This is a genomic window from Thalassorhabdomicrobium marinisediminis (assembly GCF_003072065.1).
Lineage (GTDB): Bacteria > Pseudomonadota > Alphaproteobacteria > Rhodobacterales > Rhodobacteraceae > Octadecabacter > Octadecabacter marinisediminis.
The window spans coordinates 179,180-203,343 of record NZ_QCYG01000005.1 but is presented as its reverse complement, the minus strand read 5'-3'; the positions used below and the strand labels follow the sequence as shown (position 1 = coordinate 203,343).

The following is a 24,164-nucleotide window of genomic DNA, read 5'->3' as shown; positions in this document are numbered from 1 at the left end:
ACCCCTGAATTGATCCACTGGATCAATTCCAAGGCGGGGTTCACCCACCCACACGGGGCGGGCGCTTCGCACCAGCCCCTCGGTTCGGGCGCGACCAAGCCAATAACGTTACCTCCCGTTTCCCCGGCGAATATCTTGCGATATCCGCGTTCGGACTTTCGAAAGGTCCACTGGACCTTCCGATCCGGCGCTGCCGGACCAGTCCGAACCCCCACACGGGGCGGGCGCTTCGCACCAGCCTCTCGGTTCGGGCGCGGACAGCCAATAACGTTACCTCCCGTTTCCCCTGCGAATATCTTGCGATATCCGCGTTCGGGCTTTCGAAAGGTCCACTGGACCTTCCGATCCGGCGCTGCCGGACCAGTCCGACCCCCCCCACGGGGCGCATCTAAGCCACTCAGCTTCCGCCAAGATCACGCGCCCTCACACCGCCAGAACCCGCCCCCCTTTGACCCAAATCAAAGCCGCGCCTGTGATCCCCTGCCATACCGGCACAAACCCGTTACAGGAGGCCCGGATGGCACGGCTCGCAGCAATTCTTTTCTCGATCATCGGCACGTCGACCGCCGGCACCTTCATGATCGCGGCGCTCGTCATGGGCTACGACACCGCGCGCCCGATCATCATCGCCGTCTCACTCGGGGTGCTTGTCGCCGTGCCCATCACTTGGCTGGTGTCCAAGGCCATCATCGAACGCGGATAGGCCCCCGTCAGACGCAGAACGCCCGCACCGCCGCCTCGAACTCCCGCGGTTTTTGCGCGTGCAGCCAGTGGCCCGCCCCGCGCAGCTTGGCAAAGCGCGCTTTAGGGAACAGCGCCTTGATCGCCGGGCGGTGGGCGGGCAGGACGTAGTCGCTCTCGTCGCCCGACAGGAACAGCGCCTCGCCCGCGTAGGTGCCCGACACCTCCGGAAACCCGAGGATCCTGGGCATCTCCGCCTCCAGCACATCAAGGTTAAGCGTCCAGCGCCGCCCCTGCACATCAAGGCTTTGCAGCAGGAAATCGCGCACCTGCGGGTCCAGCGCCGCGCCCGCGTCCGAGCGTTTCTCGAGCCCCGCGAGGTCCACCCGCCGCATTGCCTCGATATGCTGGGTCTGGCTGTGGCCATAGGTCACCGGCGCGATATCGGCCACGATCAGCCGCCGGACCAGCTCGGGGCGCTCCAGCGCCAGCACCATCGCCGCCTTGCCGCCCATGGAATGGCCCACCACAAAGGCCGGTGCGTCGATCAATTGCGCCAGATCGCCGGCCATGTCGAAATAGGAATGCGTGTCGAACCAAGGGCTTGCACCGTGATTGCGCATGTCCGGCGTGATCACGTGAAACCGGTCCGACAGGCGTTTGGCGATCACGCCCCAGTTGCGGGCCGATCCGAACAGGCCGTGCGCGATGATCAGGGGCGGCGCCTTGGGGTCGCCTTGGGTCAGGACATTCAACATGCCAATCTGCTAGCCCGCGCCCGCGCGAATTGAAACCCCCCGCGCACTGCGCTACCTGCGGGGCATGAGCGATCAGCCAATCCAGAGTTACACCGAAGAGGTCCGCACCCTGATTGAGGAGCGTCTGCGCATCCGGGGCGCGACCCTCGAGCAATCGCTGCGCCGGGCGGGCCGTCTGTTGCCGCCTTGGGCACGGCGGGCGGGGCACACACTGACGCAGGCCCAACTGCACAGCACGCACCCCGAATTGCACCGCAGGATCGACGGAGCGGCGGTCGAGAAGGCGCATCAAAGCCTCGTGCAGCACCTGCAGACGCTGGACCCGAACGCGCGCCGCAAGACGCTGGTCCTGGGCATTCTCGGCTCCATCAGCTTCGGCCTGCTCACGGTCGCCGGGGCACTCATCACCTATCTGTGGTGGCGCGGCTTCGTCTGATATCAAGCGGCGCGCGCACCACGCAGGTGACCGTTACGAAGGCCACGAACAGCAACAGATACCAGCTGCCCATCTTTGACGGGGGCGTCCAGTCAAACAGCGCCGCTCCAGCATAGACCCACGTGCCCGTCAGTGTGCCCACGTTCTCGGCGATGTAAAGCATCCCGCTGGCCCCGAGTGCGGCCAGCGGCAGCGGCATCCAGTAGCGGCGCGACAGATGGAACACGACCCGCGTGCGCGCGAATAGCAGCAGCGTCGCGGCGAACAGCAGCCAACGCAGATCATACCAGTAATGGTGCGCGAAGAAGTTCGCATAGATTGCCACGGCGAGCACAGCGGTCGTCCAGAACGGCGGATATGGCGTGAACCGCATGTCGAACAGCCGGATCACACGGGCGATGAAGCTCCCGACCGAGGCATACATGAACCCGCTGAACAGCGGCACGTTCCAGACCATGAAGATCGCCTCCTCCGGATAGGTCCAGGAGCCGACGTTGACCTTGAACCACTCCATCCCCGTACCGGTCAGATGAAACAGCAAAATCACCTTCGCCTCGGCGCGGGTTTCCAGTCGGAACAGCAACATCACCGCCTGCAGACCCAGCGCGAAGACGAACAGCGCGTCATAGCGCGCAACGGGCCAGTCGGCGTTCCAGACCGCTTTCGTGGTAATCACCGCCAGCAGGATCAGCGCCCCGAACAGGCAGGCCCAAAGCGTCTTGAGCACAAAGACCGCAGCCTCGGCCAAGGGCGCGGGCAGGGCGCGGCGCAAAGGGGCGCCCACGGCGGTCTCGAAAGATTGTACGGTATCCATGACGGGCAAATGCCGCAAAATCGCTGCCAAAGTCCACCACGGAAAAGCGCTCCGAAGGCGGGCCGCGCCGCCCATCAGGCCCCAAGCCCCCATCAGGCCCAAGCCCCCACCGGCCCAAGCCCCCACCGGCCCACGCCCCCACCGGCCCACGCCCCACCCGTCCATCTTTGCTTCAAAAATATCCCGGGGGACGCCGCGCAGCGGCGGGGGGCTGGCCCCCCAACACCCCCAAAATAACAAAAGGGCGCGCCGCAGCACGCCCTTTCGCCTCATGTCGTCGACCCGTCCGGCCTTACAGGTTCGGATAAAGCGGGAAGCGGTCGCAGAAGGCTTCCACCTCTGCCTTGACCTTGGCTTCGACCGCGCCGTTGCCGTCGGGCCCGTTGGCGGCCAGCCCGTCCACCACCTCGACGATCCAGTCCGCGATCTGGCGGAAATCATCCTCGTCAAAGCCGCGTGTGGTGCCCGCAGGGGTGCCCAGACGGATTCCGGATGTTACCGTGGGCTTTTCGGGATCGAAGGGGATGCCGTTCTTGTTGGTGGTGATATTGGCGCGGCCCAAAGCGGCATCGGTGATGTTGCCGGTCACGCCCTTGGGGCGCAGGTCCACCAGCATCACATGGGTGTCCGTGCCGCCGGTGACGATATCCAGCCCGCCCTTGATCAACTGGTCAGCCAGCGCATCGGCATTCGCGCGCACCCGGCGCATGTAATCCTTGAACTCGGGGCGCAGCGCTTCACCAAAGGCCACGGCCTTGCCGGCGATCACATGCATCAACGGGCCGCCCTGAATGCCGGGGAAGATGGCCGAATTGAACTTCTTCGCCATGCCCTCGTCATTGGTCAGGATCATGCCGCCGCGCGGGCCGCGCAGGGTCTTGTGGGTGGTCGTGGTGGCCACATGGGCATGCGGGAAGGGCGAGGGGTGCTCACCGGCCGCCACCAGCCCCGCGAAATGCGCCATATCCACCAGCAGATAGGCGCCCACGCTGTCGGCAATCTCGCGCATCTTCTCGAAGTTGATCACTCGCGGAATGGCCGAGCCGCCGGCGATGATCATCTTCGGTTTGTGCTCGGTGGCCAGTTCCTGCACCTGATCGTAGTCGATCAGATTGTCGCTCTCACGGACGCCGTATTGCACCGCGTTGAACCACTTGCCCGACTGGTTTGGCGGCGCACCGTGGGTCAGGTGCCCGCCCGAAGCAAGGTTCATGCCCAGAATGGTGTCGCCCGGCGACAGCAGCGCCTGAAACACGCCCTGGTTCGCCTGAGAGCCGGAGTTGGGCTGCACGTTGGCGAAGTCACAGCCGAACAACTGCTTAGCACGGTCGATGGCAAGGTTTTCGGCCACGTCCACGTGCTGGCAGCCGCCGTAGTAGCGCCGCCCGGGATAGCCTTCGGCGTATTTGTTCGTCATCACGCTGCCTTGGGCTTCCATCACGGCGGCGCTGACGATGTTTTCCGAGGCGATCAGCTCGATCTCTTTGCGCTGGCGGCCCAGCTCGGCCTCAATGGCGGCGGCGATGTCCGGGTCACGGGTGGCAAGGTCCTCGGTGAAGAACCCGGTGTCTTTGGTGGATGCGGTCATGGCAGCTCTCCTTTGGCGCGACGGTTCAGGCGTTCATAGGGGTTCGCCTCGCGCCTATAAACCCCCAAAATCAGCGCCTTGACGGTGCCGGTTCCGACACGTGGCTTCAGATCTGCGACTTGCCTTTCGGCCACGTGCGATGGACAAAGGGAAACCGGAACAAAAGGAACGATCCATGCCCCCCCAGATGAGGCTTGCCTTCGTGGCCAGTGACGCGCCGATCGCGCAACAGGCGAAAGCCACGCTGCATGCGCAATATAACGGCGTGCCGCTGGAGGAGGCCGAGATCATCGTCGCGCTGGGCGGTGATGGCTTCATGCTGGAAACCCTCCACGACACGCAGGAACTCGACGTGCCGGTCTACGGCATGAACCGCGGCACCGTGGGCTTTCTGATGAACAACTATTCCTCGCAAGGGCTGCGCGACCGCCTCGCCCGGGCCGAGGAAGAGGTGATCAACCCCCTGCGGATGACCGCCACCTCGGTGGATGGCACCCTGCACGAGGCGCTGGCCATCAACGAGGTGTCGATGCTGCGCTCGGGGCCGCAGGCGGCGAAGCTGCGCATCCACGTTGACGGCAAGCTGCGCATGGACGAGTTGGTCTGCGACGGCGCGCTTCTCTCCACCCCGGCAGGCTCCACCGCCTACAACTACTCCGCCCACGGGCCCATCGTGCCCATCGGGTCCGAGGTTCTGGCGCTGACCGCCGTCGCCGCGTTCCGGCCCCGCCGCTGGCGCGGGGCGCTCTTGCCCAAGGCCGCGCAAGTGACGTTCGAGATCGTCAACGCCGCCAAGCGCCCCGTTCATGCCGACGCCGACGGCGTGTCGTTCAAGAACATCGCCCGCGTCGACATCCGCTCCGCCCCCGAGATCGAGCACCGCATCCTGTTCGACCCCGGCCACGGTCTGGAAGAACGTCTGATCCGCGAACAATTCGCCTGATCCCCCGTCGGCGAAATTCCGCGTCTTCGCAAGCCTTTGTCGCCCGAACAGGGGGAACCATTCGCCCGCTGATCCGTTGTGTCATCGAAGCCGAACGGGGCGGTCCCCCGGAGTTAGTCGAGACGAAGGAGAAGACCATGAATTGGGATACCATCAAAGGCAACTGGAAGCAGATGACGGGCTCTGTCAAAGAGCAATGGGGCGAGCTGACGGATGATGACATCACCGAAGCCGCGGGTGAGCGTGAGAAGCTTGTCGGCAAGGTGCAGGAGAAATATGGCCGCTCCAAAACCGAGGCCGAGCGCGAAGTCGACGAATTCGCCGCGCGCCACGGCTAAGCGCCGACCCCTACGTGTTTGCGAAAGGCGGCCCATCGCGGGCCGCCTTTTTTTGGTGTCAGCTTTTCTCGTGTCAGGTCGTCGCGTAGCCCAAAGGTTTCACCGCCGCCGCGATTTCGTCCAGAATGGCCGGATCGTCGATCGTCGCGGGCAATTTGAACTCTTCCCCGTCGGCGATCTTCGCCATGGTCGCGCGCAGGATCTTGCCCGAGCGGGTCTTCGGCAGCCGGTCGACCACCGCGCAGAGTTTGAACGCGGCCACCGGGCCCAACCGTGCGCGCACCAGCGCGATGCACTCCTCGACCACCTGCGCCTCGGGCGTGTCGCTGCCCTTGTTGAGGCAGACGAACCCCATGGGCACCTGTCCCTTGACCGCATCCTTGACCCCGATCACCGCGCATTCGGCCACATCCCGGTGCGAGGCGAGGATTTCCTCCATCCCGCCGGTGCTTAACCGGTGTCCGGCCACGTTGATCACATCATCGGTCCGCGCCATCACGTAAAGATAGCCGTCCTCGTCTATCAACCCCGCGTCGCCGGTCTCGTAATAGCCCGGAAAGGTCTCAAGGTAGCTTTTGCGGAACCGCTCTTCCGCGTTCCACAGGGTCGGCAGGGTCCCCGGCGGCAGCGGCAGCTTCACCGCAATCGCGCCCAGCTCGCCCGCGGGCAGGGGCTGGCCGCCTTCGTCAAGAATCCGCACGTCATAGCCCGGCATCGCCACCGTGGGGGAGCCGACCTTCACCGGCAGGGCCTCGATCCCCGCGGGGTTGCCGACGATGGTGAAGCCCGTCTCGGTCTGCCACCAGTGGTCATAGACCGGCTTGCCCAGCTTGTCCTGCATCCATTCGATGGTATCCGGGTCCGCCCGTTCCCCCGCTAGATAGATCTGCTCAAGGCAGGACAGGTCATACTCCTTGATCAAGTCGCCGTCCGGATCCTCGCGCTTGACCGCGCGGAACGCAGTGGGCGCGGTGAAGAAGCTGCGCACGCCGTGCTCTTCGATCACCCGCCAGAAGGTGCCGGCATCCGGCGTGCCCACGGGCTTGCCCTCGAACACCACGGTGGTGTTGCCGTGGATCAGCGGCGCGTAGCAGATATAGCTGTGCCCCACGACCCAGCCCACGTCCGACGCCGCCCAGAACACATCGCCCGGGTCCACGTTGTAGATGTTTTTCATGGTCCAGTTCAATGCCACCAGATGCCCCGCCGTGGGCCGCACCACGCCCTTGGGCGCGCCGGTGGTGCCCGAGGTGTAAAGGATATAGGCGGGATGGGTGCCCTCGACCGGAACGCAATCGGCGGGCGTCGCGCCCTCTTGCAGCTCGTGCCAGTCCACGTCGCGCCTTTCGGTCAACTCCGCGCGTTCCTGTTCGCGTTGCAGGATGACGCAGACCTCCGGCTTGTGGCGCGCCATCTCAAGCGCGCCGTCCAGCAACGGCATATAGGGCACCACGCGCCCCGGCTCGATCCCGCAGGACGCGGCGATGATGGCTTTCGGGGTGGCATCGTCAATCCGCACCGCCAGTTCGTTGGCCGCAAAGCCGCCGAAGACCACCGAATGGATCGCCCCCAGCCGCGCACAGGCGAGCATCGCGACCAATGCTTCGGGCACCATGGGCATATAGATCAGCACCCGGTCGCCCTTGGTGATCCCCTTTGCCTTCAGCCCTCCGGCCAAGGCGGCCACGCGGCTTTGCAACTCGGCATAGGTGATCTTGGCCTTGGTGCCGGTGATCGGGCTGTCATGGATGATCGCGACCCGGTCGCCGTGCCCGGCCTCAACATGACGGTCCACCGCGTTGTAGCAGGTGTTGACGCGGGCGTCGCGGAACCATTCATACAGCGGGGCGCGGTCGTCAAACAGCGCCTTGGTCGGGGCGCGGTCCCAGTCGATCGCCCGTGCCGCATTCATCCAGAACGCTTCGGGGTCATCCTGCCAGCTTTGGTAGATGTCGCGATATCCCATGTATGTCCTCCCTCGGGTTGACCAGAAACTGGCCGACCGGGAAGGGGCGCGCAAGACTGTTCGCGCCAACAGTGGGGACGGAAGGGCAGGGCTGTGGGAATGGGGCGGGGGATCAGCGCCAACTGCCCCGCCCGGCGGCACGCCGGGCAACGCCGTCCCGCCCCCCCCCGGGGCGGCGTTCCGCCACCCCGGCGGTCCGGCGTTACCCTTACCTCATTTCCATAAAGTGCGAGCCAGACGCGCCCGCCCGCCCGCCCCTATCCGTAGTGTTTCACCGGCGTGCCCGCCACCGCCGCCATATTGAGCAGCCCCCGCGCGGTGATCGACGGGGTGACGATATGCGCGCGGTTGCCCATGCCCATCAGGATCGGCCCGACCTCAAGCCCGCCCGCCTTCATCTTGAGCACGTTGCGCACGCCGCTGGCCGCATCCGCATGGCCGAAAATCAGCACGTTCGCCGGGCCGTCCATCCGTCCATTGGGCAACAGCCGCTCACGCAGCTCGGGGTCGAGCGCCGCGTCCACGTTCATCTCGCCCTCATAGGTGAAATCCACCTCTTGCTGGTCGATCAGCTTGATCGCCGCGCGGATGCGGTCGCCGGTGTCGCCCTTCAGATCGCCGAACTGCGACTGCGCACAAAAGGCGACCTTGGGCTCCAGCCCGAAGCGCCGCACATGGCGCGCCGCACCAATGGCCGACGCGGCGATCTGCTCGGGTGAGGGTTCGGACCGGCAATGGGTGTCGGCGATGAACAGCGGCCCGTCCTCAAGGATCATCAGGCTCAGCGCGCCCTGCGCCGTGTGCTCCGCCCCCGGCACGCCCAGAACCTTTTCGATGTAATCCAGATGCCAGCGGAACTGCCCCAGCGTGCCGCAGATCAGGCTGTCGGCCTCGCCCCGGTGGACCATGACCGCGCCGATGGCGGTAGTGTTGGTGCGCATCACCGCGCGGGCGATGTCTGGCGTCACCCCCTTGCGCGCCATGATCCCGTGATAGGTCTGCCAGTAATCGCGGTAGCGCGGGTCGTTCTCGGGGTTCACGATATCAAGCGAGCGCACGTCGATCTGCAGCCCCGCACGTTCCATCCGCTGGGCGATCACGTCCGGCCGCCCGATCAGGATCGGGGTCTCGGTCGTCTCTTCCAGCATGGCCTGACTGGCGCGCAACACACGCTCATCCTCGCCTTCGGCGAAGACGATGCGCCGGGTCTCTTTCGCGGCGGCTTCGAACACCGGCCGCATGAGCATGGCGGATTTGAACACCGAGGCATCGAGCTGCGCCTTGTAGGCCTCCAGATCCAGCTCTTTCGAGGCCACGCCGGTCTCTATCGCGGCCTTGGCCACGCTTGAGGCGACAACCCCCATCAGGCGTGGGTCAAACGGCTTCGGGATCAGGTATTCCGGCCCGAAGGTGAGCTGTTCGCCCTGATAGGCTGCCGCCGCCTCGGCGCTCGTGGTGGCCCGCGCCAGCGCCGCGATCCCCTCGACGCAGCCGATCTGCATGGCGTCGTTGATCTGCGACGCGCCCACGTCCAGCGCCCCGCGGAAGATGAAGGGAAAACACAGCACGTTGTTGACCTGATTGGGAAAATCGCTGCGCCCCGTGGCCATGATCGCATCGGGGGCCACGTCACGCACCGCGTCGGGGGTGATCTCGGGGTTGGGATTGGCCAGCGCGAAGATGATCGGCGCTTTGGTCATTTTCGCGACCATCTCGGGCTTGAGCACGCCGGGACCCGAGAGGCCCAGAAACATGTCCGCCCCGCCGATCACATCGTCCAGCGTGGCGTGCGTGGTGCCTTGGGCGAACTCAGCCTTCTGCGGCGTCATATCCGCTTCCCGCCCCTCATAGACGAGCCCTTCGATGTCACACAGCCAGACATTCTCGCGTTTGACGCCGAGTTTCAGCAGCATGTTGAGGCAGGCAATCCCCGCCGCGCCGCCACCGGTGCTGACGATCTTGATATCCTCGAACCGCTTGCCGGTCACCCGCAGCGCATTGGTCGCCGCGGCGCCCACGACGATCGCCGTGCCGTGCTGGTCGTCGTGGAACACCGGAATGCCCATCCGCTCACGGCAGATCTTCTCGACGATGAAACAATCGGGGGCCTTGATGTCCTCAAGGTTGATCGCGCCGAAGGTGGGTTCCAGCGCGCAGACGATCTCGGCCAGTTTTTCGGGGTCGGATTCGTCCAGCTCGATGTCGAAACAGTCGATGTTGGCAAATTTCTTGAACAGGACGGCCTTGCCTTCCATCACCGGCTTGGACGCAAGGCTGCCGATGTTGCCCAGCCCCAGCACCGCCGTGCCGTTGGTGACCACGGCCACCAGATTGCCACGCGCGGTGTAATCGCTGGCCGTGGCGGGGTTCTTCTGGATCTCGATACAGGCCTCGGCCACGCCGGGGGAATAGGCCCGCGCCAGATCGCGGCCGTTGGCCATCGGCTTGGTCGCGCGGATCTCCAGCTTGCCGGGTTTGGGCAGGCGGTGGTAATCCAGCGCCGCCTGCCGCACGGCTTCGCGGTGGGCCTCGGTCGCGGGTTTCGGCGTTTTATCGTCCATCGGATCACCATGAATTGGGGGCTCGGGGGAAATTAGTTTAACATTAAACTATCCGCCGGCCGCAAAGAAAGGGTCTTCCCTGTCATAAGGGCAAGACACTGTCTCTTGCAAATCCGAAAGGCGCGGAGGGGCACGACGCGCCCCCCCTTCCGCGCGGTCAGTCTTGCGCCTCTTCCAGCGCGTGGATGCGGGCCTCGGCCTCTGCGCGGGTCAGATTGCCGTCGAATTCAAGATCCTGCTGTTCGCACAGGACCCGCAGGCGCACGGCCTGCTCTTCTGTCATCGGTTCGCCGTCGTCGGCGCCCATCAGGCGCTCTTCCTTGCCGGCGACCACTTTGATCGGTGCCATCATGGGTGCTCTCCTTTCGTGGTTAAGGGTAAAACGCATGGGCACCGGTCGGGGTTCCTCTTGCACATCGGGACCGTGCCCGCCAAACTTGCGCGAAAGACAGGAGCTGCCATGACTTTGCTAGATGACGCCCGCGCGGTACGCGAAAACGCCTATGCGCCCTATTCCAACTTCAAGGTCGGCGCGGCCCTGCGCACACCGGACGGCACGGTCTATGCTGGCAGCAACGTGGAAAACGTGGCCTATCCCGAGGGCACCTGCGCCGAAGCGGGCGCCATCGCCGCCATGTGCGCCGCCGGTGCGCGTGAGATCGCGGAAATCGCCGTCATCGCCGATGCGCCGGCCCCCGTGCCGCCCTGCGGCGGGTGCCGCCAGAAGATCGCCGAATTTGCCAAGGCCGACGTGGTTGTCACCATGTCCACCATGGACGGCACCACAAAATCCATGACCGTGGCCGAGCTTCTGCCCGGACGTTTCACCGCCGACCACATGGCGAACAGCTAAGCCATGGACGCCCGCGCGATCATCGCCACCGTGCGGCAGGGTGGCACGCCGGCGGCCGAAGACCTCGCCCATTTCTGCGCCGGTCTCGCCTCGGGCGCGGTGTCGGACGCGCAAGCGGGGGCCTTTGCCATGGCGGTCTGCCTGAACGGGCTGAGCGAGGAGGGCCGCGTCGCCCTCACGCTGGGCATGCGCGACAGCGGTGAGGTGTTGTCATGGGATCTGCCCGGTCCGGTGCTCGACAAACATTCCACCGGCGGGGTGGGGGATCCGGTCTCATTGATCCTCGCGCCTGCGCTTGCGGCCTGTGACGTTTACGTGCCCATGGTGTCGGGGCGGGGGCTGGGGCACACCGGCGGCACGCTCGACAAACTCGAAAGCATCCCCGGCCTTGATACGGGGGTAAGCGCGGATGCCTTCCGCCAGATCACGCGCGAGGTCGGCTGTGCCATCGTCAGCGCCACCGGCGACATCGCCCCCGCCGACAAACGTCTTTACGCGGTGCGCGATGTGACCGCCACGGTGGACAGCGTCGATCTGATCTGCGCCTCGATCCTGTCCAAGAAACTCGCCGCCGGGCTTGAGGGGATGGTGCTGGACGTCAAAGCTGGCAGCGGTGCGTTCATGAAAACCCCTGATGAGGCGCGGGCACTCGCCGCCGCGCTGACCTCGACCGCGAATGGCGCGGGCACGCCCACGGCGGCGCTGATCACCGACATGAACCAGCCGCTCGCCCCCAGCCTTGGCAACGCGCTTGAGGTGGCGACCTGCCTTGACGTGCTCTCGGGCAACCGCGCCGCCGCGCCCCGTTTGCACGATCTGACCGTCGCACTCTGCGCGCGCATCATGGCGCTGGGCGGCACGCCGGAAGACGCAGCGACAGCCCGCATCACCACGGCGATCACCTCGGGCGCCGCGATGGAGCGCTTCGCCGCCATGGTCCGCGCCATGGGCGGCCCGCGCGACATCAGCGACGACTGGACCACCCAATTGCCCCAAGCGCCCGTGCAGCGCGACGTGCCCGCGCCCACCTCGGGCACCGTCGCCGCCATCGACGGAGAGGCGCTGGGCCTCGCCGTGGTGGCGCTGGGCGGCGGGCGGCGGGTGGAAAGCGACCGGATCAATCCCGCCGTGGGCCTCTCCGACGTGGCCGAGCTGGGCCGGAACGTGTCCGTGGGCGACGCGCTCTGCACTGTTCACGCCGCCAACGACACAGCAGCCGAGGCCGCCATTCGCGCCGTGCAGGGTGCCATCACCATCGGCCCCGCCGCGCCAACTCCTGACCTTATTCATGATCGGATCGACCCATGACCGAACCCGCACCCCAGACCAGAACGCCGACCGGCAAACGCGCCTTTCTTATCGTGATCGACAGCGTCGGCATCGGCGGGGCCACGGACGCCGACCAGTTCTTCAACGGCGATGTGCCCGATACCGGAGCGAACACGCTGGGCCATATTGCGCAGGCCTGTGCGGCCGGTGAGGCGGAAGAGGGGCGCTCCGGCCCGCTTCAGATCCCCACGCTCAACGCCATGGGGGCAGGGGCGGCAATGACGCTCGCCACCGGTCTCGATCTAAATTGGCCCGCGCCCACCGGGGCCTTCGCGGCGGCCAACGAGGTCAGCATGGGCAAGGACACCCCCTCGGGCCATTGGGAGCTTGCGGGCGTCCCCGTGCCCTGGGACTGGACGACCTTCCCCGACACGCAGCCCGCCTTTCCCCAGCACGTCACCGACCGCATTTGCGCGCTGGCCGGAACGCAAGGCATCCTTGCCAATTCCCACGCCAGCGGCACGCAGGTGATCGACGATTTCGGCGAAGAGCACATCCGCACCGGCTGGCCGATCTGCTACACCTCCGTGGACAGCGTGCTGCAAATCGCCGCCCATGAAGAGCATTTCGGCCTCGACCGGTTGCTTCAGCTTTGCAAAGACCTCGCGCCAATGCTGCACGAGATGAAGGTGGGCCGGGTGATCGCGCGCCCGTTTCTGGGCGAGCCCGGCGCGTTCCAGCGCACCCAGAACCGCAAGGATTACGCCATCGCGCCCCCGTCGCCCACCTTGTGCGACTGGGTCCATGACGCGGGCCGCGCGGTGCAGGCCATCGGCAAGATCGGCGACATCTTCTCCATGCGCGGCATCGACGAGGTGCGCAAAGGCTCGGACGAGGCGCTTATGGGGCATCTGTCCGACCTCATCGACGCGGCGCCGGACGGCGGGCTGGTCTTTGCCAATTTCGTCGAGTTCGACAGCCAGTATGGCCACCGCCGCGACGTCTCGGGCTATGCGCGGCATCTGGAGTGGTTTGACGCGGCGTTAGGGGCGCTGCTGCCAAAACTGCGCGACGGCGACCTGTTGTGCGTCACCGCCGATCATGGCAATGACCCCACCTGGATCGGCGGCGACCACACCCGCGAACGGGTGCCGGTGCTGATCCACGGGATTGGACCCCGCGATCTGGGGCAGGTGGCCTTTGTCGATGTCGGGGCCTCGATTGCGGATTATTTGGGCGTGCCGTCACAGGGCACGGGAAAGAGCTTTCTATGAATTTTCAGGACATGCCGAAGGTCGAACTGCACACCCACCTCGAAGGCTGCGCCCCGCCGGAGTTCATCCGCATGCTGGCCAAGGAAAAGGGCCTTGACCTGAGCGGCATCTTCAACGCCGACGGCACCTATGCCTACCGTGATTTCGACCACTTCCTTGAGGTTTATGAGGCTGCCTGCACCACCCTGCAAGGCCCGCAGGATTTCTACCGCCTGACCAAGGCCGTGCTCGAGGAAAGCGCAAGCCACGGGGTGGTCTATCAGGAAACCTTCATCAGCCCTGACTTCTGCGGCGGCGGCGATCTGGGCGCGTGGCGCGAATACCTTGCCGCCATGGAAGAAGCCGCAGCCGAAGCCGACCGCGATCTGGGCATCACCCTGCGCGGCATCGTCACCGTGATCCGGCATTTCGGCCCGGAAGCCGGCAAGCCTGCGGCCCATTGCGGGGTCGAGACCTTCGGCGGCTTCGTGCGCGGCTTCGGCATGGCAGGCGGTGAGATGGTCGGCCGGCCCGCCGATTACAGCTATCTTTTCGATCAGGCGCGTGAAGCGGGCATGCCGCTGCACTGTCACGCGGGCGAATGGGGCGGCCCCTCGATGGTGCAAGAGACGCTCGACCACCTCAAGGTGGACCGCATCGGCCACGGCATCGGCGCGATTGACGATCCCGCTTTGGTCCAGCGCCTCGCCGACAGCGGCGTCACGCTTGAGGTTTGCCCCGGCTCCAACGTATTCCTAGGCGCCGTCGATAGCTGGGAAAGCCACCCGATCCAGAAGCTGCGCGACGCGGGCGTGAAGGTCACCGTCTCGACCGACGATCCACCCTTCTTCGGCACCACCATGACCCGCGAATACGAGATGTTGAACAAGACCTTCGGCTGGACCAAGCCCGACTTCGACGAGGTCAACCGCACCGCCCTTGCCGCCGCCTTCTGCGACGACGCCACCCGCCAAACCATCGCCAAACGACTGGACATCGCATGACCGACCTGCCGCACCTCACCCATGTCACGCACCCGCTGGTGCAGCACAAACTGACCATCATGCGCGACAAGAGGACGTCGACGGCGGTGTTCCGGCAGCTCCTGCGCGAGATCAGCCAACTTCTCGCCTATGAGGTGACGCGCGAACTGCCCACGACCACCAAGCGCATCGACACCCCGATGGAGCCGATGGACGCGCCCACGCTCAAGGGCCGCAAGCTGGCGCTGATCTCGATCCTGCGGGCGGGGAACGGCTTGCTGGACGGCATGACCGAGCTTATCCCCTCGGCGCGGATCGGCTTCGTGGGGATGTATCGCGACGAAGAGACGCTGCAGCCGGTGCAGTATTATTTCAAGGTGCCCGAGCATATGGACGAACGGCTGGTGATCGCGGTCGATCCGATGCTGGCCACCGGCAACTCCTCTGTCGCGGCGATCGATCTGCTCAAGAAGGCGGGGGCCAAGGACATCCGTTTCCTGTGTCTGCTCGCCTCGCCCGAGGGGATCGCCACCATGAAGGCCGCGCACCCCGATGTGCCCATCGTCACCGCCGCCGTGGACCGCGGGCTGGACGAGCGGGGCTATATCGTGCCGGGGCTGGGGGATGCGGGTGACCGCATGTTTGGCACCAAATAACGGGCAACAATTTCTTTACTTATTAGTCATTGTTGGGCATTCTTCCACAATATATTGTGGGGGCACCAATGGCATTTTCAGGTTTCAAAGGCAGCGTTCTTTCAACGATGGCGCTGACGGTGGGTCTTTTGGCAACCGGGGCGGCAACCGGCGTCGCCGCGCAGTCGCTGCGCGGCGCGGGCGGTCCGGCCGAGGTGCCGCCGTCGTCCTACACCGCCAACCAGTATATCGACAGCAAGGGCTGCGTTTTCGTGCGCGCCGGGATCGGGGGCCAGACGAACTGGGTGCCCCGTGTGACGCGGGAACGGCGCCAGCTGTGTGGTTTCCAGCCCACGCGGATCGCAGGGGCCGCCGCGCCCGCACCGCGCGCGCCGGTTGACCCCGCGCCGCGCCCTGCACCCGAGCCCGCGCAGCAACCCGCACCCACGCCCAGCCCCGCGCCGGTCATCGCGGCAAACCCGACCCCCACACCTGCGCCGGCCCCCGCTACGGTGCGCCAGCCCGAGCCTGCACCTGTGCCGGTCGCTGTGGCGCGCCCCTCACCCCGTGTGATCACAACGCCCGCCCCCGCGCCCGAGCCGCGCGTCATCACCCGCGCGGAAGCCTGCGCCGGGCGCACGGGCGTTCAGCCCAACTTCATCGGCCAGCGCAGCGGGCAGCCCATCGACTGCGGCGGCACGGCGCCGGCACCCGTGGTGGCAAACGTCGCGCCGCCCGTGGTGGCCGCACCTCCGGTCGCCACGCCCACCGGCCCGCGCACGGTGCGCATGACCCGCACCCAGGCCTGCGCCGCCATGGCCGCGACCAACCAGCGTTACGTGATCGTCAGCACCGGCCAGCCGCTGGTCTGCCCCGGCACGCCTGTGGCCGCCCCAACCATCGCGCAAGCCGCCCCCACGCCCGCGGCGCCGCGTCAGGGCTATTCCAACCCGTTGGACTGGGCCCCCGGCAGCACCGGTCCGGTCCTCGCACGGGCGGGGCAGGGCGGCTATTCCAACCCGCTGGATGCGGCGCCCGGCTCAACCTTCGTGCCGAACATGAACACCCGGCTGGCTCCGCAGTGTCCGGTCGGGACGGTGGCGGTGCCAAGTGGCGCGTCGACGGTCTGCCGCGACACCTTCCGCGACGCCCAGGGCAATCCGACGATCCGCGTGGTTGCCGCCCAACGCACGGCCCCCGCGACGACCACGCGGGCGACCGTCACGAGCCCCCGGCGCGGCGTTCTTGCGGACATCGTCAACACCGCGCCGCCGCCCTATTCGAACCCCACCCACTATGCCGCGGCTCCCGGGGTGCCCGACGGCTATGCCCGCGTCTGGGGCGACGGGCGGTTGAACACCCAGCGCGGCTTGCCCGCCACCTCCGTGCAGCCCAGCTACACGGCGACCACGACCTATGCCACGGCCCCCGCTCCGGCGGCGCAGCCCCGGACCACGACCGCGCGCCTGTCCACCCGCAGCGCCGCGCCCCGGCCCCAGGCCGAGCAGATCAGCGGCCACCGTTATGTGCAGATCGGCACCTTCCAAAGCCGCAACCACGCGCAATCCGTGGCGCAAAGCCTGCGCGCGCGGGGTCTGCCCATGCGGATCGGCGTCTTTGACCAGAACGGGCAACAGTTGCGGCTGGTGCTGGCTGGGCCGTTCTCGTCCGAGGGCGCGCTGCAATCTGCCCTTGGCGCAGCCCGTAACGCCGGGTTTCCGGGGGCGTTCACCCGCCGATAACACCGCATAACGACAACACGAAAACAGGGCCGCGCGGGACACCGGCGCGGCCCTTTTGCTGTGCGCGGGCCCCGCGGGGCCTAGCTGCAAATCCCCTGCAGGCTGATCCACTCCGCATCGCTCAGAAGCGGCGGCACCTCTTGCCCCTGCATCGGGTCGCTCTCGATCAGGCCCAGCGTCGCCTCTCCGGTGACGTCGAGCGCATAGGCGTAGGGCGAACTTGGCAGCCGCGCGGCGTCGAACAGATCGATCATCGTCTCGTCGACCGGGGCGGGCGGCGGATCGGCGAGGAGCCCTTCGGCGTAGGCGCGCAAGGTCTCGCTGCCGATCTCGCCGGTGGTGAGCAACGTAAACGTGGTGCCAAACCCGCTGTCGCGCAGCAGCGCCGCCAGCGGGTCTTCCTCATGGGCTTGGGCGCGGGCGGCGATCAGATGGCCCGCGACCACCGCCGGGTCTTCGGTGTCCTCGATCAGGTCGCGGTTCAGCACGATCAGGCCGCCGGGCAGATACAGCGCCGCCTCGGGGCCGGCAGGCACCACGAAGGCCTGTCCGCCCGCATCCGCCCCCAGCGTGCGCTGGTGCAGCTTGGCCAGCGCGTCGCTTCCCAGACGGCTGCGGCAGGTGCGCCCGGTGATCCGCTGGATATGGCCCAGCAGCGTCGCGCCGATCTCGCTGCGTTTGACCGGGGGGACCACGGTTTGCGCCTGCCGGATCATCGCATCGGGCAACCACAGCAGCGCCGCCGCCGCCAGAACCGCGGCCGTGCCGAGCACCAGCCCGCCGCGCAGACGCCCCGGGCGGTTGCGCCGCCGCGTCACCGTGCGCCGCACCTTTTCGATGGCGTCGATCATCAGATCGTCGCTGATCTCGAGCGTCTCAGAGGTGTCAGCATCGGGGCTGAACAGCGCGGGCCGCGCGGTGCCGTTCAGGCGCGCCACGGCGGGCAGGGACCAATGGGTGAGGGGGCGGTTGGCCATGTCGGTGATGATCAGCGTGGCATTGCCCAATGAAACGATGACCTCGCGCCGTTGATCCTCCGGCGTGGGGCGCCATAAACCGTCGCTCTCAAGGCGGGAAAACTCGGTCAGGGCTGTCATCGGTTCACTGTCATCTGGGGCCTGCTCCGCCACCTTGTTTCGCGCAACATATCAAATCCTTCGGCCAAGAACAGGGGCCATTGGCAGACCCGTGACCGCCCATGCAAAAGGCCCGCCGGATCGCTCCGGCGGGCCCTTTGTAGCGTGTTAAAGGCGGGCCGTGTCAGGCGCCTTCCTTCAGCTCGTTGCTCAGGCCGCGGAAGATGCAATAGCACATCGCCAACAGCACCAGCGTGAACAGCAGACCAGTGGAAATCACCATCGACTGCAACGCCGCCAGCCCGCCGCCGATCAGCAAAGCGATGGCGACCGCACCTTCGAAGATACACCAGAACACCCGCTGCGGCACCGGCGCGTCGATCTTGCCGCCTGCGGTGATCGTGTCGATCACGAGCGACCCGGAGTCCGACGAGGTGACGAAGAACACCACCACCAGCACGATGCCGATGAACGAGGTGATCGAGGCCAGCGGCAGCTCGCCCAGCATGTGGAACAGCTGCACCGCAAGCTCGGCCTCTTGCGCGCCGGTGAAGTTGTCGGTGATCACCTGATGGATCGCGGTGCCGCCGAAGATCGACATCCAGATCACGCAGACCATCGACGGGATCAACAGCACGCAGGTGATGAATTCCCGCACCGTGCGGCCCCGCGACACGCGGGCGATGAACATGCCCACGAAAGGTGACCAGCTGATCCACCACGCCCAGTAGAACGCGGTCCAGCCCTGGCTGAAGTTCACATCCTCACGCCCGAAAGGATTGGCCAGCGCGGGGAAGTATTCCACATAGGCCACAAGGCTGTCCCAGAAGAACACGAACAGGAAGGCCGTCGGGCCCACCACCAGCACGAAGATCGCCAGCAGGGCGGCGAGCCCCATGTTCAGCTCGGACAGGATCTTCACCCCGCCATCAAGCCCCCGCAGCACCGAGAAGGTGGCGACAAGGGTGATGATCGTGATCAGCACGACCTCGGTGGTGACGCCCTTGGGCACGCCGAAGAGCTCGTTCAGGCCCGCATTCGCCTGCGTCGCCCCGAACCCGAGAGAGGTGGCCAGCCCGAAGAGCGTGGCAAAGACCGCGATGATGTCGATCAGGTGCCCGGGCCAGCCCCAGACGCGGTCGCCCAGAAGCGGATAGAACGCCGAGCGGATGGTCAGCGGCAGCCCCTTGTTGAAGCTGAACAGGGCCAGCGCCAGCGCCACGATGGAATAGATCGCCCAAGGGTGCAGGCCCCAATGGAAGATCGTGGCCGCCATGCCAAGCCGGATCGAGGCGGGTTCATCCCCGGTGGCCGCCCCCAAAGGCGCCCAGTCGGTGCGCAGGTCGCCCTCCATCGAGGTTTCACCCAGCGAGGTCGAGAAATGCGTCAGCGGCTCGGACACGCCATAGAACATCAACCCGATGCCCATACCGGCGGCAAAGAGCATCGCGAACCAGCCCACATAGCCATAATCCGGCGTCGCGTCGCTGCCGCCCAGCCGCACGCGGCCAAAGGGCGTCACGATCAGCAGCAGCGCGAACAGCACCATGATGTCGGCGGACCCGATCAGGAACCAGTCGAAGTTCTGGGTCGTGAAGTTGAACATTGATGTGAAGACCTCGCCCGCCTTGTCGGGCAGGGCCAGCGTGAAGAACACGAAGGCCACAATCGACAGACCCGAAATCAGGAACACCGGGTTGTGGATGTCCAGACCGAACGGCCCGATCTGCGTCTCGATGTTGTCCTGTCCGACTTCGTAGTCGGTGTCGATGACATGCGATGTGCCTTCGGGATCGGGGATCCCGTGGGACACCGTCGGGTCATGGTCCGGATCGAGTTCTGTCATAGGTTTCCTCCTGTCGTGGGGCGCTGGCCGGATCCCGGAGCGGGAAAGGTCTGTCCCCGGTTAGGGCAAGCGGAACAATGGCTTGCCGTGTCGCTGTTGAGAGTTGCTGTCCGCGTGTTGTCGTCTCTCGTGTCCTTGCATAACTGGGGCGAACCCGCCGCGCGTCAAACGCCCAAGGCGTGCCGGTGGGGCAGCGGCGGCGGCCCCGGGGCCCTGCACGCGCAAGGGTCTGGGGTAAGCTTAGGTCAATCCGGACGCATCTGGCAAACTCCGCGTGCGCTGTGCCCGCCGGCGGGCTTGCCGTGCGCGTGCCGCGCCTGCGGAAGGGGCGGTCGTTTTCGGGCTGGTTTTCGCGCCGGTTTGCCCCGAAGGTGGCCCTATTATGGTCGCTGTGCCCCAAACCACCTTTCCGCGTCTGTCCACGCTCAACACGTTGGGCGGGATGTTCGTGCTGGGCATGGCGGACAACCTGATCGCCGCGATTTCCGACACCTCGTCGCTGTGGCTGTTCCATCTCGCCCGCACCGCGCTGGCGCTGCCGCTGCTGGTGCTGCTGCCGGTGCTGGGCTTCGGCACCCTGCGCGCGCGGCGGCCGTGGCACGTGCTGGCGCGCAACTTCTTCACCGCCACCGCGCTGCTGATCTATTTCGGCTGTCTGGCGCTGCTGCCCATCGGCATCGTCGTCGCCGGTCTGTTCACCGCCCCGATCTTCGTGCTGATCTTCTCGGCCCTGTTTCGCGCGGAATCCGTGGGCTTCTGGCGCTGGGGCGCGGTGGTCATGGGCTTTGCCGGGGCGCTGCTTGTGGTCTGGCCCGAAGAGGGCGGGCTGACATGGCTGTCGGTGCTGCCCATTCTGGCCGGCGTGTTCTACGCCATCGGGGCCATCGGCACCCGTGCGTGGTGCGAGGGGGAGGACGCGGTGGTCATGACCGCCAGCTATTTCCTGATCCTCGGCATCTATGGTGCGGTGGGGCTGGTGGCGCTGACGCTCTGGCCCGTTGAGGCCGCCGCCGGGGCGGACGGCTGGGTGCAGCGCGGCTATGTCGCGCCGGACCTCACCATGGTCTGGGTGACCATCGCGCAGGCCGTGGGCTCGATCTTGGGCGTCGTGCTGCTCACCCGCGGCTACCAACTGGGCGAGGCGTCCTTCGTGGCGATCAACGAATATGCGCTGATCGTCTTCGCGTCGTTCTTCGCGTGGCTGTTCTGGGGGCAGACGCTGGGGATGGTGGCATTGATGGGCATCGCGCTGATCATCCTGTCGGGCGCGATCATCGCCCTGCGCTCGCGGTAGGGGCGATGATCCTGTCCCGTGGGCGCGGCTACCTGTTCGTGCATATCCCCAAGACCGGCGGCACGGCGATGGCGCTCGCACTTGAAGCGCGGGCCAAGGCCGACGACATCCTGATCGGCGACACGCCCAAGGCGGTGCGTCGGCGCGGGCGCCTCAAAGGGGTGCAGACGCGCGGGCGGCTTTGGAAGCATTCGACGCTGGCCGATGCCGAAGGGCTGATCACGCCCCGGGACATGGACCGGCTGTTCATCTTCACCCTTGTGCGCAACCCATGGGACCGGATGGTGAGCTATTATCACTGGCTGCGCGATCAGAGTTTCGATCATCCGGCGGTCACGCTGGCCCGCAGGGTGAGCTTTTCGCAATTCCTCAACGCGCCGCACACCGCCGCCAGCCTGCGCGCGGCCCCTTACGGGCACTACACCACCGACAGCGCCGGACGGGACCGTTGTGACCTGCTCATCCGTCTGGAACATCTGGCCGAGGATATGGCCCCGCTGGCTGCGCATCTGGGCTTTGCGCCCGACATGCCCCGCGCCAACGAAAGCCGCCGCCCCCGCGACTGGCGCGGCTTCTATACCACGGCGGATGCAGAGCGGATCGCCGCGCTTTGCGCCACCGACATCGCCCGCCACGGCTACCGCTTCGATCCGGACTGACGGCGGGCCTCAGCCCGTGCCTTGCGCCGGAGGGACGGGGGACAGCGCCTGTGCGACAGCGCGCAACAGCTCTTGCCGTTTGACCGGTTTGACCAGATGCGCGCCGGTCGCGTCCGCGCGCGGCCCGGTCCCGCTGCCGGCGTCGAAATAGCCTGACATCATCACCACCGGCAGGTCCGGCCGGTCGCGTTTCAGCGCCGCCACCAGATCGCCCCCCTGCAACATCCCCGGCATGACGATATCGGTCAGCAGCAGGTCGATCCGGTCAATGCGCGGCACCAGCGCCAGCGCCTCGTCGCCGGTGGTGGCGGTGCTCACCCGGAACCCCTGCCGCGTCAGAATAGATCGCATGGTCGCGAGCACCTGCCGGTCATCCTCGACCAGCAGGATATGCCGGTCCTGCGCCTGCAAATCGACGCCGGGGTCGGGGGCGGCGGTGGGCACCTCGTCCTCGGCGACGCGGAAATACAGGCTGATCGTCGTGCCCTCTTGCGGGGTCGAGGCGACGCGCACCAGCCCCTTGGATTGCTGCATGAAGCCCGACACCATCGACAGGCCAAGCCCCGAGCCCGCGCCGACGGGCTTGGTCGTGAAGAACGGATCGAAAACCTTGGCCAGATTGGCGGCGGCGATCCCCTCGCCGGTGTCGCGCACCTGCAGCAACACATAGCGCCCGGGTGCCGCGTCGGCCCCCTCCAGCGCCGGATCGTCCGGGCGCAGCATCACGTTGGCGGTCTCGATGGTCAACGTCCCGCCCGAGGGCATCGCGTCACGGGCATTCAGGATCAGGTTGAGCAGCCCGCTCTCGGCCGAGGTGGGATCGACGCGGGTCTTCCACAGCGCGGGCTCAAGCCGGGTGCGCACGGTGATGGTCGAGGGCAGCGTGCGCTGGGTCCAGCTTTGCAGGTCCTCGACCAGCGCGTTCATGTCCACCACCTTGGGCCGCAGCGGCGCCTTGCGCGCAAAGCTGAGCAAGTTGCGCGTGAGGTCCGCGCCGCGCATCGTCGCCGTCACCGAATTGCGGATCAGCTCCTTGTGGTCGGGGTCCGTCACCTCTTCGTCCAGCAGTTCAAGATTGCCAAGGATCACCGCCAGCAGGTTGTTGAAATCATGGGCCATGCCGCCGGTCAGCTTGCCGATGGCGTCCATCTTCTGGCTTTGTTGCAGGCTGTCCTGCAACTGGCGCGTGTCAGTCACATCCTGCCCCACCACCTGATAGCGGAACGCACCGCCGGTCTCTTGCGGCAGCGGGGAATAGACCTTGCGCAGGGACCGGACCGCCCCGTCGGGCCGCAGATGGCGCAGCTCGGTCACGACCGTCTCACCGGCCAGAAGCCGGTCGTGCGCTGCGCGCGCGCTGTCCAGATCGTCGGGGTGGACCATCCCCTCAATCACGTCGCGCACGATGTCCAGGCCGGTAAGCTGCTCCGGCGTCAGCCCGTGCATTTCGGCATAGGTCCGGTCACATTCTTCAACCTTGCCGGTGGTGGCGTTCGACACCGCATAGCCCAATCCGGCAAGGATCGCGGATTGCAGGATGCGCCCCTCGGACTGCGTCAGCTGCTGCTCTTTTTCGCTCAGCTCGCGGATGATCCGCTGGCTTGACGACAAAAGCGTGGGCCATGTGAAGACCCTCTCATGGACGTAGGCGGTCAGCCGGGCCGGGAAGAGGATGAAGAACACCAGCAGCGCCAGCCCGTATGCCAGCGACACGACCACATAGCTGCCCACCGCGCGGCCGGCCGCCGCCGAGGTGGGCTGGCCCCGGATCTCTCCGGTCAGGATCGGAGCGAGAAGCCCGTCCAGCAGCACCACCGCCACGAACCCCAGCGTGAAACCCGTGGCCACCACCACCGATGAGGTGCTGACCCGCTTGATCTGCTCAAACAGCCACAACAGCACCGCAAGCTCAAGCACCAGCATGATGCCGATCAGCACGATCAGCGGCGTATCGGCGGCGAAGACGGCGGGCGGCAGATCATAGCGGTTGAACGTCCCCCCGGCCTGCAACGTCATCGACATGACCGCCGAGAGGAACATGGTGAACGTCAGCACCGATACGACAAGGAAGATCAGCCGCCGCAGCACGAAGACATCCCGTTCCACCAGCACGAACAGCACCGCCGTGAGCATGAACGCGCCCTTGACGAGGGCCGTCCCCCCCACGGTGATGCCGCCCGCAACCTCGACCGCATAGGCATTGCCCAGCAATCCGCCAAACAGCAGGATCACCGCCAGATAGCTGTAGAAATACCGCGCGCGGAACGGTTTCGGCAGGTTCGCGACGACAATGGCCACCGATGCGAACAAGAAGACCTGAAAAATAAAAAGCACTGGCATAATGGCAACCGATGAACCCAATCCCCGCAGCCTAGGCTGATTTTGGCCATTAACCTAGGGTCAATTCGCGCGACAGAGCGGGGCGCAGGGGGGGCGGGGCGGGGCCATGGCACGAAGCGACCCGCTCAA

Annotated in this window: 21 protein-coding genes; 12 read left to right on the top strand and 9 right to left on the bottom strand. The window is 66.3% G+C overall.

Features of this window, described 5'->3' with window-relative positions; translation table 11 throughout:
* Positions 1-517 precede the first annotated feature (517 nt).
* A complete protein-coding gene (locus tag DC363_RS09145; protein ID WP_108640843.1) occupies positions 518-703 on the top strand; it encodes a CTP synthetase in 186 nt (61 codons plus the stop codon).
* Positions 704-710: 7 nt separating this feature from the next.
* Here the strand turns inward: DC363_RS09145 and DC363_RS09140 are convergent, their stop codons facing one another.
* Positions 711-1,439 (bottom strand): alpha/beta fold hydrolase, encoded by a 729-nt coding sequence (locus tag DC363_RS09140; RefSeq protein ID WP_108640842.1) that lies wholly within the window; start codon positions 1,437-1,439, stop codon positions 711-713.
* A 64-nt stretch (positions 1,440-1,503) separates the two neighbouring features.
* On the opposite strand from DC363_RS09140, the gene DC363_RS09135 reads away from it, so the two are divergent.
* Positions 1,504-1,875 (top strand): hypothetical protein, encoded by a 372-nt coding sequence (locus tag DC363_RS09135; RefSeq protein WP_108640841.1) that lies wholly within the window; start codon positions 1,504-1,506, stop codon positions 1,873-1,875.
* On the opposite strand, the gene DC363_RS09130 is transcribed toward DC363_RS09135, so the two are convergent.
* Both DC363_RS09130 and glyA read right to left on the bottom strand, forming a co-directional pair.
* The gene (locus DC363_RS09130) at positions 1,844-2,689 is read right to left on the bottom strand and encodes a DUF817 domain-containing protein (protein ID WP_108640956.1); all 846 of its coding nucleotides are present in this window, start codon (positions 2,687-2,689) and stop codon (positions 1,844-1,846) included. The two genes, DC363_RS09135 and DC363_RS09130, sit on opposite strands and share 32 nt — an antisense overlap.
* A gap of 292 nt (positions 2,690-2,981) precedes the next feature.
* A complete protein-coding gene (glyA, locus tag DC363_RS09125; protein WP_108640840.1) occupies positions 2,982-4,277 on the bottom strand; it encodes a serine hydroxymethyltransferase in 1,296 nt (431 codons plus the stop codon).
* Positions 4,278-4,452: 175 nt separating this feature from the next.
* Between glyA and DC363_RS09120 the strand changes: the two genes are divergently transcribed.
* Both DC363_RS09120 and DC363_RS09115 read left to right on the top strand, forming a co-directional pair.
* Positions 4,453-5,220, top strand: coding sequence for an NAD kinase (locus DC363_RS09120; RefSeq protein ID WP_108640839.1), 768 nt, complete (start codon positions 4,453-4,455; stop codon positions 5,218-5,220).
* Positions 5,221-5,357: 137 nt separating this feature from the next.
* Positions 5,358-5,558 carry a CsbD family protein gene (locus tag DC363_RS09115; RefSeq protein WP_108640838.1) on the top strand — a complete coding sequence of 67 codons (201 nt, stop codon included), beginning with the start codon at positions 5,358-5,360 and terminating at the stop codon, positions 5,556-5,558.
* Between the two features lie 73 nt (positions 5,559-5,631).
* Here the strand turns inward: DC363_RS09115 and DC363_RS09110 are convergent, their stop codons facing one another.
* The 3 genes from DC363_RS09110 to DC363_RS09100 all read right to left on the bottom strand — a co-directional run bounded on the left by DC363_RS09110 (position 5,632) and on the right by DC363_RS09100 (position 10,437).
* Positions 5,632-7,524, bottom strand: coding sequence for a propionyl-CoA synthetase (locus tag DC363_RS09110; RefSeq protein WP_108640837.1), 1,893 nt, complete (start codon positions 7,522-7,524; stop codon positions 5,632-5,634).
* A gap of 257 nt (positions 7,525-7,781) precedes the next feature.
* Entirely contained in the window at positions 7,782-10,085 is a 2,304-nt protein-coding gene (locus DC363_RS09105) for an NADP-dependent malic enzyme (RefSeq protein WP_108640836.1), read from the bottom strand.
* Positions 10,086-10,242: 157 nt separating this feature from the next.
* Entirely contained in the window at positions 10,243-10,437 is a 195-nt protein-coding gene (locus DC363_RS09100) for a DUF3072 domain-containing protein (protein WP_158270856.1), read from the bottom strand.
* A 108-nt stretch (positions 10,438-10,545) separates the two neighbouring features.
* On the opposite strand from DC363_RS09100, the gene DC363_RS09095 reads away from it, so the two are divergent.
* The 6 genes from DC363_RS09095 to DC363_RS09070 all read left to right on the top strand — a co-directional run bounded on the left by DC363_RS09095 (position 10,546) and on the right by DC363_RS09070 (position 16,820).
* The gene (locus tag DC363_RS09095) at positions 10,546-10,938 is read left to right on the top strand and encodes a cytidine deaminase (protein ID WP_108640834.1); all 393 of its coding nucleotides are present in this window, start codon (positions 10,546-10,548) and stop codon (positions 10,936-10,938) included.
* Between the two features lie 3 nt (positions 10,939-10,941).
* Positions 10,942-12,246 (top strand): thymidine phosphorylase, encoded by a 1,305-nt coding sequence (locus DC363_RS09090; RefSeq protein ID WP_108640833.1) that lies wholly within the window; start codon positions 10,942-10,944, stop codon positions 12,244-12,246.
* The gene (locus tag DC363_RS09085; protein ID WP_108640832.1) at positions 12,243-13,481 is read left to right on the top strand and encodes a phosphopentomutase; all 1,239 of its coding nucleotides are present in this window, start codon (positions 12,243-12,245) and stop codon (positions 13,479-13,481) included. The genes DC363_RS09090 and DC363_RS09085 overlap by 4 nt, the downstream gene beginning before the upstream one ends.
* On the top strand, positions 13,478-14,464 hold the full coding sequence (locus DC363_RS09080; protein ID WP_108640831.1) for an adenosine deaminase: 987 nt from the start codon (positions 13,478-13,480) through the stop codon (positions 14,462-14,464). The genes DC363_RS09085 and DC363_RS09080 overlap by 4 nt, the downstream gene beginning before the upstream one ends.
* Positions 14,461-15,099, top strand: a complete 639-nt coding sequence (gene upp, locus DC363_RS09075; RefSeq protein WP_108640830.1) for a uracil phosphoribosyltransferase — start codon at positions 14,461-14,463, stop codon at positions 15,097-15,099. Before DC363_RS09080 ends, upp begins: the two co-directional genes overlap by 4 nt.
* A 68-nt stretch (positions 15,100-15,167) precedes the next feature.
* On the top strand, positions 15,168-16,820 hold the full coding sequence (locus DC363_RS09070) for an SPOR domain-containing protein (protein ID WP_108640829.1): 1,653 nt from the start codon (positions 15,168-15,170) through the stop codon (positions 16,818-16,820).
* 80 nt (positions 16,821-16,900) lie between these two features.
* Here the strand turns inward: DC363_RS09070 and DC363_RS09065 are convergent, their stop codons facing one another.
* Positions 16,901-17,917, bottom strand: a complete 1,017-nt coding sequence (locus DC363_RS09065; RefSeq protein WP_108640828.1) for a hypothetical protein — start codon at positions 17,915-17,917, stop codon at positions 16,901-16,903.
* A gap of 163 nt (positions 17,918-18,080) precedes the next feature.
* Complete coding sequence (locus DC363_RS09060; RefSeq protein WP_108640827.1) at positions 18,081-19,742, bottom strand: BCCT family transporter; 1,662 nt, start codon at positions 19,740-19,742, stop codon at positions 18,081-18,083.
* A gap of 382 nt (positions 19,743-20,124) precedes the next feature.
* On the opposite strand from DC363_RS09060, the gene DC363_RS09055 reads away from it, so the two are divergent.
* Positions 20,125-21,036 carry a DMT family transporter gene (locus DC363_RS09055; RefSeq protein WP_108640826.1) on the top strand — a complete coding sequence of 304 codons (912 nt, stop codon included), beginning with the start codon at positions 20,125-20,127 and terminating at the stop codon, positions 21,034-21,036.
* Between the two features lie 5 nt (positions 21,037-21,041).
* Complete coding sequence (locus DC363_RS09050) at positions 21,042-21,695, top strand: sulfotransferase family 2 domain-containing protein (protein ID WP_108640825.1); 654 nt, start codon at positions 21,042-21,044, stop codon at positions 21,693-21,695.
* Between the two features lie 9 nt (positions 21,696-21,704).
* Here the strand turns inward: DC363_RS09050 and DC363_RS09045 are convergent, their stop codons facing one another.
* Entirely contained in the window at positions 21,705-24,035 is a 2,331-nt protein-coding gene (locus DC363_RS09045) for a response regulator (RefSeq protein ID WP_108640824.1), read from the bottom strand.
* Positions 24,036-24,164 lie beyond the last annotated feature (129 nt).